9 protein-coding genes are annotated in these 12,388 nt (G+C 57.5%); 6 read left to right on the plus strand and 3 right to left on the minus strand.

What is annotated here, in order from left to right; all coding sequences use genetic code 11:
- The first annotated feature begins 40 nt into the window (after nucleotides 1-40).
- From ACQYWX_RS11645 to tal, 6 genes are all read left to right on the plus strand, one after another.
- Nucleotides 41-961, plus strand: coding sequence for an ABC transporter substrate-binding protein (locus ACQYWX_RS11645; RefSeq protein WP_431688885.1), 921 nt, complete (start codon nucleotides 41-43; stop codon nucleotides 959-961).
- Nucleotides 962-1,241: 280 nt separating this feature from the next.
- Nucleotides 1,242-2,747: a sugar ABC transporter ATP-binding protein gene (locus ACQYWX_RS11650; RefSeq protein ID WP_431688886.1), complete on the plus strand. Its 1,506-nt coding sequence runs from the start codon at nucleotides 1,242-1,244 to the stop codon at nucleotides 2,745-2,747.
- Entirely contained in the window at nucleotides 2,740-3,726 is a 987-nt protein-coding gene (locus ACQYWX_RS11655; RefSeq protein WP_216735840.1) for an ABC transporter permease, read from the plus strand. Before ACQYWX_RS11650 ends, ACQYWX_RS11655 begins: the two co-directional genes overlap by 8 nt.
- 214 nt (nucleotides 3,727-3,940) lie before the next feature.
- Nucleotides 3,941-5,017, plus strand: a complete 1,077-nt coding sequence (locus ACQYWX_RS11660) for a zinc-binding dehydrogenase (RefSeq protein ID WP_431688887.1) — start codon at nucleotides 3,941-3,943, stop codon at nucleotides 5,015-5,017.
- 11 nt (nucleotides 5,018-5,028) lie between these two features.
- On the plus strand, nucleotides 5,029-6,579 hold the full coding sequence (locus ACQYWX_RS11665; RefSeq protein WP_431688888.1) for an FGGY-family carbohydrate kinase: 1,551 nt from the start codon (nucleotides 5,029-5,031) through the stop codon (nucleotides 6,577-6,579).
- A 4-nt stretch (nucleotides 6,580-6,583) separates the two neighbouring features.
- Nucleotides 6,584-7,552 (plus strand): transaldolase, encoded by a 969-nt coding sequence (tal, locus tag ACQYWX_RS11670; protein WP_431688889.1) that lies wholly within the window; start codon nucleotides 6,584-6,586, stop codon nucleotides 7,550-7,552.
- 156 nt (nucleotides 7,553-7,708) lie between these two features.
- Here the strand turns inward: tal and ACQYWX_RS11675 are convergent, their stop codons facing one another.
- The 3 genes from ACQYWX_RS11675 to ACQYWX_RS11685 form a co-directional block, all read right to left on the minus strand.
- Nucleotides 7,709-9,040 (minus strand): cytochrome-c peroxidase, encoded by a 1,332-nt coding sequence (locus tag ACQYWX_RS11675; RefSeq protein WP_431688890.1) that lies wholly within the window; start codon nucleotides 9,038-9,040, stop codon nucleotides 7,709-7,711.
- Nucleotides 9,041-9,048: 8 nt separating this feature from the next.
- Entirely contained in the window at nucleotides 9,049-9,990 is a 942-nt protein-coding gene (locus ACQYWX_RS11680) for a FixH family protein (protein WP_431688891.1), read from the minus strand.
- 206 nt (nucleotides 9,991-10,196) lie between these two features.
- Complete coding sequence (locus tag ACQYWX_RS11685; RefSeq protein ID WP_431688892.1) at nucleotides 10,197-12,341, minus strand: choice-of-anchor B family protein; 2,145 nt, start codon at nucleotides 12,339-12,341, stop codon at nucleotides 10,197-10,199.
- Between the last annotated feature and the right edge of the window lie 47 nt (nucleotides 12,342-12,388).

Below are 12,388 nucleotides of genomic sequence, written 5' to 3' on the forward strand. Positions count from 1 at the left end.
AAGCCGCTTCGAACCACTAAAAATAACTAAAGGTTGAGTCATGTTGAAAATAAGTAAAACCCTTAAGACCCTAGTCGCCGGTATCGCTTGCAGTTTGGGCCTGGCATCGCCAGCCGGAGCTGAACAACTGAAAATCGGCATGTCCTTTCAGGAACTGAACAACGCTTACTTCGTCACCATGAAGAATGCGTTGGAAGAAGCGGCCAAGGATATTGGCGCAGAAGTCTACATCACCGACGCCCATCACGACGTTTCCAAACAAATCAATGACGTAGAAGACATGCTGCAGAAAGGCGTGGACATTCTATTGCTCAACCCCACTGATTCCGTCGGCGTGCAATCCGCCGTCGTGTCCGCCAAGAAAGCGGGCGTCATCACTGTCGCTATTGACGCCGAAGCAGAAGGGCCCATCGACTCTTTCGTCGGCTCTAAGAACTACACCGCCGGTTACATGGCCGGCAAATACCTTGGCGAACAATTGGGCGGTAAGGGCGAGGTGGCTATCCTCGACGGCATTCCCGTCGTGCCTATTCTTGAGCGGGTGCGCGGATTCAGCGACGCCATGCTGGAATTCCCCGACATCAAAGTGGTTGGCAAGCAAAACGGCAAGCAGGAGCGCGACGTCGCCATGAATGTGACGGAGAACATGCTGCAGGCCAATCCCGGTCTGGACGGCGTATTCAGCGTCAATGACACCGGCGCTTTGGGCGCGTTGACCGCCATCGAAGCCAGCGGTATGGACGTCAAGCTGGTTAGCGTGGACGGTCACCCGGAAGCCATCAAGGCCATGCTGAAACCTGACTCCAAATTTATCGCCACCTCGGCGCAGTTTCCTCGCGACCAGATTCGTCTGGGCCTGGCCATTGCGCTGGTGAAGCATTGGGGCTCGGAAATACCCGCCTCCATGCCAGTGGATGTGAAGCTGATCGATAAAGCCGCCGCCGCTAATTTCAGCTGGTAGGCGTTAATCCGTTTTCTGTATCTGGGAATCCGTCGCTCTGGCCTCCCGCCGACTCAAAGGCGGGCAGGGCCCTTCGACAGGCTCAGGGTGAACGGAGTGGGGTCTTTTTCGCGTTTTCCTTGCACAGGCGTTCGGCGGTGAGGGCTTTGTGTGTCGCCACAAAGTTCTCAGAAATAGCGCAGATGATGACGGTTGCTTTGGCGCAGTCATTGTCGTAACGCCATGCCGACGCTTTGGATGACGCGGTTGGAGTTGGGTCGTAATACTGGGTGTAAGAGTCATGAACAGTCTTCTTTCCCTTGAACATATCAGCAAAGGATTTCCTGGCGTACGCGCGCTCAACGATATCTGCTTTGAGCTGCAGGCAGGGGAGATCCACGCCTTGTTGGGCGAAAACGGCGCCGGCAAGTCCACGCTGATGAAAATCCTGTGCGGCGTCTATAAACAGGACGCCGGGCTAATCCTGATCGACGGCGCGCCAGTGGACTTTCGTCATTACCACGACGCCACGAACGCCGGCGTGGGCGTTATCTTTCAGGAATTCAGTCTGATTCCTTATCTCAATGCTGTTGAAAATATTTTTCTTGGTCGCGAATTGCGCAGCCCCTTGGGCATGTTGCGCAAAAAGGCGATGCGCGCGCAGGCGGAAAAAATCTGTCAGCGCCTGGATGTGAACATTGATCTGGATGCGCCGGTGGATCACCTGAGCGTGGCGGAACAACAGTTTGTAGAAATCGCCAAAGCGTTGTCCCTGGACGCCCGCATTCTGGTGCTGGACGAACCCACCGCCACCCTGACGCCCAACGAGGCGGAGCATCTGTTTCGGGTGATGCGGGAGTTGAAGGCGCAAGGGGTGGGGATGGTGTTTATTTCCCACCACATGGAAGAGATCTACGAGATTTGCGACCGCATCACTGTATTGCGCGATGGCGAAAAGATCGGCGATCGCAATGTCAGCGAAGTGGCGGTGGATGATCTGCTGGAAATGATGGTGGGACGCAAAATCAGCAATAGCTTTCCAGAGAAAACGCCGTTGCGGGATGACGGCGATATCGTCATCGACGCCCGCGCAATTCAATTACACAAAGGCGCGCCGGTGAACCGCTTTCAATTGCGCAAGGGCGAGATTCTGGGCTTCGCCGGACTGGTGGGCTCCGGACGCACGGAGACGGCGCTGGCCATGATTGGCGCACTGCCAACTTGTCGTAAAGATGTAAGCGTGGATGGCGAACCCGTCGCCATGAAAACACCGGCGGAGGCCCTGCGTCGAGGCATTGGTCTGTTGCCGGAAAGCCGTAAAAAAGAAGGGCTGATACTGCCGTTTTCCATTCGCGAAAACATCACGTTGAACAATCTCGCCAAAGTCGCCGGGGCTGGCTCTTTGATCGACCGCAAGCGGGAGAGCGAAGTGGCGGAGACATTGTCCGCGAAAGTGCGGGTGAAGGCGCCGGACTGCGAAACGCCGGTGGGCAACCTGAGCGGCGGCAATCAGCAGAAGGTGGTGATCGCACGCTGGCTGAACAACGACTGCAAGGTGCTTATCTTCGATGAGCCGACGCGGGGCATCGATGTCGGCGCGAAAGCGGAAATCTACCGTCTGATGAAGCAACTGACCGCCCAGGGCGTGTCGATCATCATGATTTCTTCCGAACTGCCGGAAGTGGTGGGCGTGAGCGATCGCGTCGCGGTTTTTCGGCAGGGAAGCATCGTCAAGATTCTGGAAGGGGATGCGGTGAACTCCAATGAAATTATGCGCTATGCAACCGGAGGCGTAAAAGATGAATAAAATGACTGGTAGCGCCGCGGCGAATGTAGAGGTGAACCTGATGCAAGGCTGGTTGAAAAAGTGGAGGAAGTCCCCCGCATTTTATCCGTTGCTCGGCTTTATCGTGATATTCGTCGCGATGGCGTTGGCGAACGAGAACTTTCTGACTACCGCCAACCTGAGCAATGTGGCGCGGCAGGTATCCATCAATGCGATTATCGCCGTGGGCATGACCTGCGCGATTCTGACCGGCGGCATCGACCTGTCTGTGGGACCGGTGATGGCGCTGTCCGGCACCATTACCGCCGGTTTGATCCTGGCGGGCTTTCCGCCGGAAGTCGCCATGGTGGGCGGCTTGCTGGTGGGCGCGTTGTTCGGCGCGGGCAACGGCGCATTCGTCGCCTACGCCAAGATGCCGCCGATTATTGTGACGCTGGCCACCATGGGCATCGCCCGCGGATTGGCGCTGATCTATACCGGCGGATATCCGATTTCCGGCTTGCCTGATTCTTTCGCGGTGCTGGGGCGCGGCGAGGTCTTCGGCATTCAGGCGCCGATTCTGGTGATGGCGGCGGTGTATCTGGTCGCCTATGTTCTGCTTAATCACATGCCCTTTGGCCGCTATGTATACGCGATAGGCGGCAATGAAGAAGCCGCGCGTCTGAGCGGGGTGAGAGTGCAGCGCTATAAACTGGCGGTCTACACCATCAGCGGCTTTACTGCGGCGCTGGCGGGCATCGTGCTGACTTCCCGTCTGATGAGCGGGCAGCCCAACGCGGGCATCGGCTTTGAACTGGACGCCATCGCCGCTGTGGTGCTTGGCGGCGCAGCCATCGCCGGCGGTCGCGGAGCGATTGTGGGCACTTTGATTGGCGCCATGATGCTGGGCGTGCTCAATAACGGACTCAATCTGATGGGCGTCTCGCCGTACATTCAAAACATCATCAAGGGGGGCATTATCCTGCTCGCCATATTTATCAGCAGAAGCCGGGACAAGTAGCCCCGGCCCGCTCTCAAAACTCGAAATCATATAACACCAACAACAGCCATTATCAGCATGGCGATGATAGGGGCATGCTGATAATCAGGGGCATGGATGCGCCTGCGCGGCGGCAAGCCGCGGGAGACAGGACCTGACACGTGCAGGGACTGTCGTTTCAGACAAATGGAAGGAAGCCATTTTTCTGCCAGATTCATAATATGGAGAATTCCGCATGTCTGCTTTACCTGAAATGATGACCGCGGTGGTCTGTCACGCTCCCAACGATTACCGCCTGGAACAACGCGCCCGACCGATAGCGGGCCATGGTGAGCTGGTGATCAAAATCGAGGCCTGCGGTATTTGCGGTAGCGACTGCAAGGCCAGCTCCGGCGCGGATATGTTCTGGTGCGGGGATAATCCCTGGTTAAAAGCGCCGGTCATTCCCGGTCATGAATTCTACGGTCGCGTGGTCGAGATGGGACCGGGCGCGGCGGAGCGTTTTAACGTCAAGTTGGGAGAGAAAGTGATCGCCGAGCAGATTGTTCCCTGCGAACGCTGTCGCTTCTGTCGTTCCGGCAAATACTGGATGTGCGAAGTGCACAACATCTTTGGATTTCAGAAAGACGTCGCTGAGGGCGGTATGGCCCAGTACATGCGCGTGCCCGCCAACGCCATCGTGCACAGCATTCCCGAGTCTGTGTCTCTGGAAGACGCTGCATTGATCGAGCCGATGGCCTGCGCGATCCACACTGTTAACCGGGCGGACATTCAATTGGACGACGTAGTGGTGCTGGCGGGCGCAGGTCCTCTGGGATTGTGCATGATCCAGGTTGCGCGACTGAAAACGCCGAAAAAACTGGTGGTCATCGACATGGTGGATGAGCGTCTGGAACTGGCGAAAGACTTTGGCGCCGATGTGGTGTTGAATCCTGCTCGCGACGATATCGACGCAGCGATCAAAGGCATGACGGACGGCTATGGCTGCGATGTCTATATCGAAGCTACCGGCGCGCCGGCGGCGGTCACTCAGGGCTTGCGCATCATCCGTAAGCTGGGGCGTTTCGTTGAGTTCAGCGTCTTCGGCGCGGAAACCACCACCGACTGGTCCGTCATCGGCGACCGCAAGGAACTGGATATCCGCGGCGCGCACCTGGGGCCGTACACCTATCCAGTGGCCATTGATCTGTTTGAACGTGGACTGGTGACCTCCCGAGGCATCGTCACTCATCAACGCAAGCTGGATGATTGGGAGAACGCCTTCCAACTGGCGTCCACCGCTGACTCCATCAAAGTGCTGCTGATACCCTGAGGAGCCGTGTCATGAATTACGTCATCGGCGTCGATATCGGCACGCAAAGCGCCAAGGCGCTGTTGGTGGCGGCGGACGGCGCCATCGTTGCGAAAGCCTCGCAGAGCTATCAAGTGGACACGCCGCGTCCGCTGTGGGCGGAGCAATGGCCGGATGTCTGGCTACAGGCGGTGTACAAAACCGCAGCTGAATGTGTGGCGACCTCTGGAGTCGACCCAGCCAGCGTTCGCGGCATCTGCGTGAGCAGTCTTTATGGCGGTTCCGGCATTCCTGTGGATGCGGATATTAAACCGCTACACCCCTGTCTGATCTGGATGGATCGTCGGGCCACCGCCGAGACGGAATGGGTTCGGGAGCATGTGGATGTGGCGCGATTGCAGGAGATTACCGGCAATGGCGTGGACAGCTATTACGGCTACACCAAAATACTGTGGCTGAAGGCCAACAAGCCGGAGGTCTGGCGTCAAACCCGCTATCTGCTGCCGCCCAATAGCTACGTCAATTACCATCTTACTGGCGAGCTGGCGGTGGACCATAGTTCCGCCGGCAATATTGGCGGCGTGTACGACCTGCAGCGTCGCCAATGGTCGCAAGAAGCGATGGATATGCTGGGCATTGAGGCGAATAAGATGCCTGAGCGACTGGCGGCGTCCGGCGAGATAGTCGGTCGCCTCACGGCGGAAGCGGGAGCGCGGCTGGGCTTGCCCGCCGATATTCCTGTGGTGGCGGGCGGCGTCGACGCGGCCATGGCGACCCTGGCGGCGGGAGTGGTGGAGCCGGGCAACCATGTCGCCATGATCGGCACCAGCATGTGCTGGGGATTCGTCAATCGGGAGACCGATGCGCGCAACGGCTTGATCAGCATGCCTTATGTGGCCAACAGCGAGCAGGACATCTATATCTTCGGCGGCGCCATCACCGCGGGCGCCTCCATCAGTTGGTTTCGGGAGCAGTTTTGTGAACAAGACCGGCAGGCCGCCCAGGCTCAGGGGGAAGCGGACGTTCATCAGTTGATGGAAAGAGACGCGGCGAAGACGCCTCCCGGCGCCAATGGTCTGGTATTTCTGCCGTATCTGATGGGCGAGCGCAGTCCAATCTGGGACCCCAACGCTTCCGGCTCCTTCGTCGGGCTGACCTTGTATCACACCCGTGCGCATTTATACCGCTCCATTCTGGAAGGCCTGGCGTTTGCGTTGCGGCACAACATTGAGTGCGGCCGACAAGGTGCGGCGCGGCTGGACCCTGAGCTGATTGTCGTCGGCGGCGCGGCGCGCTCGGATTTATGGATGCAGATCATCGCCGACGTCACTGGATATCCGGTGCTAACTATCGAGCAGGATGTAGAAGCGCCGATTGGCGCAGCGCTGCTGGCGGCGTTGGCGGGTGGATTAGTCGAGGAGGTCTCCGCCATTCGCAACTGGATCAGCCTGGCCCCCAGAGCCAGACCTATTGCGGCCAATGCAGCGGTCTACGAGCGTATGTTTCAGCAATACTGCCGGCTTTATCCAAAGCTGCGCAACGCCATGCATGACTTGAGAGCGGTAGCTCAGGAGAAAGAATAGAGCGATGAAAAGCCTGTTAAACCAATTACGCGATTACACCAAGGTTGTGGCCGACACCGGCGATCTGGAGGCGATTCGCCGCTTTGCGCCGGAAGACGCCACCACTAATCCTTCGCTGGTGTTGAAAGCGGTGCAATCCGGCGACTATGACGCCTTATTGCGGCAAAGCGTGGCGCTGGCGCGCAGATTGAATCCTCAGGATGAGGAAAGAGCTATTGAAACCGCCCAGGACAATCTGGTTGTAGCGATGGCGCAGCGCATACTGGACGCGACGCCGGGCAAGGTCTCCATTGAGGTCAGCGCCCGCTATTCCTACGACATCGACGCCACCGTCACCAAGGCGCGAGAGTTGCGACGTCTTTTGAGTCAGGTGGGCGCGCCGGTGGAGCGGGTGCTGATAAAAATCGCCGCAACCTGGGAAGGCGCACAGGCCGCGCGTATTCTTGAGCGCGAAGGCGTCAACTGCAACCTGACGCTGATTTTCAATCTGGCGCAGGCGCGCGCCTGTGCCGAGGCGGGGGCGTTTCTGGTGTCTCCCTTCGTTGGACGTATTCTGGACTGGTACAAGCGAGCGAACCCCGACATGGAATATGTCCCTGAGCAAGAGCCGGGGGTGTTGTCGGTAAAAGACATTTATCGTTATTACCGACGCTATGGGTACGCCACGATCGTAATGGGCGCCAGCTTTCGCAATATCGGAGAAATTATCGCGCTGGCGGGATGTGATCGTCTCACTATCAGTCCATCGCTGCTGGAAGCGCTGGCGGACACGCAAGGGACGTTGCTGCCGGCGCTGTGCGACGATGGCGTGCGCGCCGCGCCTCCTGAGCCTCTGACGGAAAAAGAATTCCGCTGGCTGATGAGTGAAGACGCCATGGCGACGGAAAAGCTGGCGGAGGGCATTCGTGGGTTTTATCAGGACCAGTTGAAGCTGGAAGCGATGATCCGCGAACGCTTGCGCGCAGGAGATTAAAGCTATTGTTGTAGGTCGTTGCGCGTAGGGAGTGGAAGGCCGCGTTATTTGTCATTAATGGAGACGTAGGAACGCCCTAAAAAAGCCGGATTACCGTATGGCGCGCTCGGTGAATCCGGCTCAGGCCTGAGCCGTGATGGCCTGACTCTGGTCAGGCTATTTAGTCGTAGAGGCCAGTCCGCTGGAGTCGCCGTTGGCTTCCAGGTGCGGGTCTCGCCACCATTTGTCGTCCTTGGGCAAGGGCGACGTCAACGATCCCAGAAACGCCACCAATTGCGCCAGTTCTTCTTCCGTCAAGCCTAAGGGAATGATGTCGAAGTGCGGGCGGCTGGGGTGTTGCTCGCGGTCGTAGTAGGGCGGTTTGGGTTTGTTATAGTGCTGCACCACATCCTGCAGCGTCGCGAACTGTCCCGCCTGCATGTAAGGCGCGGTCGCCGCCACATTACGCAGACTTGGGGTCTTGAAGGCGCCGACCAGCTCTGGTCCCTGTTTCTTCAGAAACGCCATTTCCTCGCACTGTTCCAGCTCGGCGTCGCTGACGGGAGACAGACAGGTGAACTCATTCTTGGTGAGGTCGTTGACGCCTTGGAAGCGACCCAAATCGACCTGTTTTACGTCTGGTTCCGGCGCGCCGATATTGTGAAACTCAAAGTTGGTGAACAATGGGCCGTTATGGCAACTGGCGCAGTTCGCCTTGCCCATGAACAGACGCATGCCCTGTATTTCATCTGCGCTCATGACGGTCTTGAGTTTGTCCTCGCCGGCTTTTTTCTCCAACAGATCAATAAACTGGTCGAAGCGGGCAGGGGGCAGCTTGAGCTTGCGCTCGTAGGCCATGATGGCTTTGCCCATATTGGCGAATACCCGGTTGACCGCTTCCTGTTGGGCGGCGCTGAGTTGCGACCAGTTCTTCTCCGCGTCACCGGCGACTTTAGGGCTGGCGGGGAGAGTCAGGCCGGAGACGGCGTCCAGATCATTGGCGTCGCCGAACAGTTTGACGTATTCCTCACGGTAGTCCGTCGCCATGGCTTTGGCCGCGCTGGTGCGATCAAGGCCGTGTTCGTTCTGATCCTCCATAGGCGACAGCGCCTGCGCCCACAGGCTGTCCGTGCGGCCGTCCCAGAATTGCCAGGGCCCATAGATGGCGCCGGGAATAGAGGGCGCGCTGCGACGGGTGGTTCCGATGGCTTGAGACTGCGGCAGGCCATCCGTGAAATACAGCTGTGGGTTATGGCACTGCGCACAGGAGACTTGTCCGTTGCCGCTCAAGCTACGGTCAAAGAAAAGCTTGCGGCCCAGCTCGGCGGCTTCTTCATTATCCGCGTATTTATTGCTGGGCGCGGCGGGCAGCTCGGGAAGAGCGGACAGGGAGAATCTGGCGATAAAGTCCCGGTCCGCATCAGTAAACTGGTAGACGTCCGAGGCGGCGACAGCAATGCTGGATATCGTCGCCAGCACGCCTGCCGCGATATGTTTGATCCTCAACATACAGCCCTCTAGAGTACGAGATTGAACACGATAGTGTCGGATTTGCCTTGGGCGGTAACGTCAAACTGAATGACCCACCAGCCCGCCATCTGGAACTTGACGCCGTCCACTTTATACACGCCGGGAGCGGACTCCGCAGTGATGCGGGGTTGCGTCGGCAGACCGTGAACGTGGCCCGGCATATGACCGGAGAATTCAATCTTGGCGTCAGTGATGGGTTCGCCGTTCATGTCCGACAACAGGAAGTTCCACTTGTGAATCTCGTTCAGTGGGGTCAGCGGTTCGGGAGAGCCTTCTGTTAGAGGCTCAATATGCGCAAAGAAATTAAGGTCGCGTGACGCCTGGAAAGTACGGATATCCAGGTCCGCCGGGGCTTGCTGTCCAGTCATCGCCGGGATTTCCAGGCTCATGGAGTCCGGCTTCACGGTTTCCGGCGTAGCGGTCATGCGATTCAACATGGAAGGATGAACGCTACGGATCTGCGTGTTATGGGCGAGCATCTGATTGTGAGACGTCTGCAAACGCATGGGGCCGGTCAGTTTCACCCAGTCGCTCCACTGCAGAATGAAGCCTTCTTCAATCAGCGCCAGGGCGTAATTCTTCAATTTGGAGCTGCTTTCACGCAGGTCTGCGCCCTGTTTCTGCCAAAGCTCCAACTGGCTGTTCAGCATATCGATTGATTGGCCAAAGGAGTCTTTCTGTTTCTTGTCTTTCAAAGACCTTTCCACCACCCGCATTTCATTCACCTGTTTGCGGATGTGGCTGGCGTTGCGAAGAACGTTGACCGAGTTTTGCTCCAGCTCTTGCGCTTCAGTAAGCAGGCGACTGGCGACCTGCATAGATAAATTGGAGATTTCAGTTTCGGGGGCGGGCGCCTGCGCGGGGTCTTCAGCGGCGGCGATACCCGGCATTAGGGTGAGCAACAAAAAAACTTGGGCAATGTGTTTCATGAACAGTCCATCTTTATGTATTCCCTTCAGTTCCCCTTTCTTGCTCTGCGGGGGCGATCTGCGTCGCCTTGGGGAAACTTCTCTGAAGAGCTTCTTATTTTATTAGGGTTCGGGGCTGGCGACGCGGTTGCGCCGACAAGTCCCGATATAAACGAAAACAGGGGCAAGTCTCCCCAACTTGCCCCTTTATCCGATCAGCCGGTCAGTTAGAACTTGATGCCCCAACTGTTCAGCGTGCCTGTATCGCGTCTGGCCTGATCCTTGACCCGAAGCTTCCACTGTCCTGCGGAATCTTTAGCGCCGACGTCGACGCTGAAGGTCTGCTGGATGTTGTCAGCGGAGCCGCCAGTGCGGTTATGCAGGTTGAACACAGTTCCATCCGGATGCAGCAGATCCACCACCAGGTCGCCTTTGTAGGTGTGGGTGATGTCCACGGTGACGCTGACTGTACCGGAAGCGCCGGAGCGGGTCACGTCAATCGGGCTGCTGATGCCGGTTCCGTTGTTATCCGGAATGGCGAATGGAGTGGTGTTCTCGTAGCTGTCTGGATCAGTGGGCGGCTCGCCGCCGTCGCCAATCTCAACCGTGTAGTCTTCCACTTCACCGTAGTTGAAGGTTCCGCAAGGGCTGGGCGCTGCGTTGTAACGCATGGCCACGCGCATACGGGTTTTGCCTTCAGCCGCAGAGGCTGGAATGTTCAGAGAACCGGTTACTGGAGACGAGGAAGCGCTGCCGGAGCTGAACACTTCTTCACCGCTGTCTTCGAAGTCGCCGTCGCCATTCAGGTCAACCCAAATCTTCCAGGACTCTTTGTAGGAGCTGCCGCTGAAAGAAGGAGTCAGAGTGACGCTGGTTTCGCCGGCGGCCAGTGCGACAGTCATGTCAGTGAAGTCGCTGTACTTGGACGAGCCGGAAGCATTGGCGAATTCGCCGATTTCCACTTTACCGATCCACTCTTCGCTGGCGTTGGCGCCAGAGGCTTCGCAGTAGTCGCTTGGATCTGGATCGGGGTCTGGATCAGGGTTTCCAATCGCGTCCCAATCTGGTTTCACTGTGAACAGACCGTTACCAATGTCGCTCAGGATGATGTTGCCGCTGGCGAAGTAGGCGTAGTTACTCCAGGTGCCGGAGAACTGCGCTGCGTTGGAGTTGGGGATCGTATCGAAATACGCCACTTCCTCCAGGTTGCCGTTGGCGATATCGTCTGCGTTAAGAATACGCAGACCTGCGCGGTAGTTGGTTTCGAACACATAACCGTCTTTGGTGTAAAGGTTGTGGTCGATCGCTTCGGTTGGGCCGACGTAACGTCCAAGCTCTACCGGATGCTGCAGATCGCTCACGTCCCAGATATAAGACGTGGTGTTGATGCCGGAGTTTTGCTCATCCAGCTCATCGTTCATGATCAACACAGAGTGGTTGTCATCGATGAACCAGCCCTGGTGCGTATACTGCGAGCCCTGGTAAGGCGTACGCGAGATCTGCTGAGGGTTGCTCTTATTGGAGACGTCTACGATGGTGATGGTGTCTTCGTTGTAGCCAACGCAGATTTCCTTGCCGAAGTAGCGCGAATCCGGACCGTTGTACACCACGCACTGAGTGTCGTGGGTATAACCGTCGGCAGAGAAACAGCCGGAGTAGGAAGGCGCAGTCGGGTTGGATACGTCCACCATGTACAGGCCGCCGCTACACTGGTTGCTGCCCACGATGTAGGCGTAACCGGTTTCTTCGTTGATGGCGATGTTGTGCGCATTGCCGAAACCGCCCAGATGCGCCGTTTCCGTCAGGGTGGAGCCTGGCGTCACGTTGCGCAGGGTGGTCAGGTCGAACACCTGCAGGCCATGAGTGCGGTTGCCGCTGCCGTCAGCGACGATGAACGCATGGTCATTGTAGGTTTTGATATCCCGCCAGGAGTCGGAGCCGTTGTTGTGTGAAGGCAGGAAGCCCAGGTAAACCGGGTTTTCCGCGTCTGTCACGTCAACAAAAGAGGTACCGTTCTCGCGGCCGACAATAGCGATTTCCTTGCCGGTCTGCGGGTCGGTGTAACCCCAGATGTCGTTCAGGTTGGCGGAGCCGCCGCCCATATCGCCTTTCGGCAAAAATGACATCAGGTCAACGTTTTTACAGGGATAACCTGCGGCGCCGCCATTCTGGCATTCTGTGCTGGCGGTGAAGCTTGCGACGGACGCCGACCCCTCATCGGCCATCATCGCACTCATCATTGGGCTTTGCGCGCCCTCGTTCGAATTGTCGTACTTAAAGCCGTCAGGAAACATTGCGCTGTGCCCCCAGGAATGAGAAGAGAGCAAGAGAGCGCTAGTCGCCGCTACAGCCTTTAAAGGAAGATTTTTCATCTTTATATTTCCTTATAACTCTGCGGTTTGAGTTTTATTAGTTCCGC

The sequence above is a fragment of the Hahella sp. NBU794 genome (assembly GCF_050749805.1).
Classification (GTDB): domain Bacteria; phylum Pseudomonadota; class Gammaproteobacteria; order Pseudomonadales; family Oleiphilaceae; genus Hahella.

Excerpts from the sequence above, each read along its gene's own strand:
- ACQYWX_RS11645 (WP_431688885.1), top strand. The coding sequence starts at position 41 with ATGTTGAAAATAAGTAAAACCCTTAAGACCCTAGTCGCCGGTATCGCT.
- tal (WP_431688889.1), top strand. The coding sequence starts at position 6,584 with ATGAAAAGCCTGTTAAACCAATTACGCGATTACACCAAGGTTGTGGCC.
- ACQYWX_RS11680 (WP_431688891.1), bottom strand. The coding sequence starts at position 9,990 with ATGAAACACATTGCCCAAGTTTTTTTGTTGCTCACCCTAATGCCGGGT.
- ACQYWX_RS11655 (WP_216735840.1), top strand. The coding sequence starts at position 2,740 with ATGAATAAAATGACTGGTAGCGCCGCGGCGAATGTAGAGGTGAACCTG.
- ACQYWX_RS11665 (WP_431688888.1), top strand. The coding sequence starts at position 5,029 with ATGAATTACGTCATCGGCGTCGATATCGGCACGCAAAGCGCCAAGGCG.
- ACQYWX_RS11675 (WP_431688890.1), bottom strand. The coding sequence starts at position 9,040 with ATGTTGAGGATCAAACATATCGCGGCAGGCGTGCTGGCGACGATATCC.
- ACQYWX_RS11685 (WP_431688892.1), bottom strand. The coding sequence starts at position 12,341 with ATGAAAAATCTTCCTTTAAAGGCTGTAGCGGCGACTAGCGCTCTCTTG.
- ACQYWX_RS11650 (WP_431688886.1), top strand. The coding sequence starts at position 1,242 with ATGAACAGTCTTCTTTCCCTTGAACATATCAGCAAAGGATTTCCTGGC.
- ACQYWX_RS11660 (WP_431688887.1), top strand. The coding sequence starts at position 3,941 with ATGTCTGCTTTACCTGAAATGATGACCGCGGTGGTCTGTCACGCTCCC.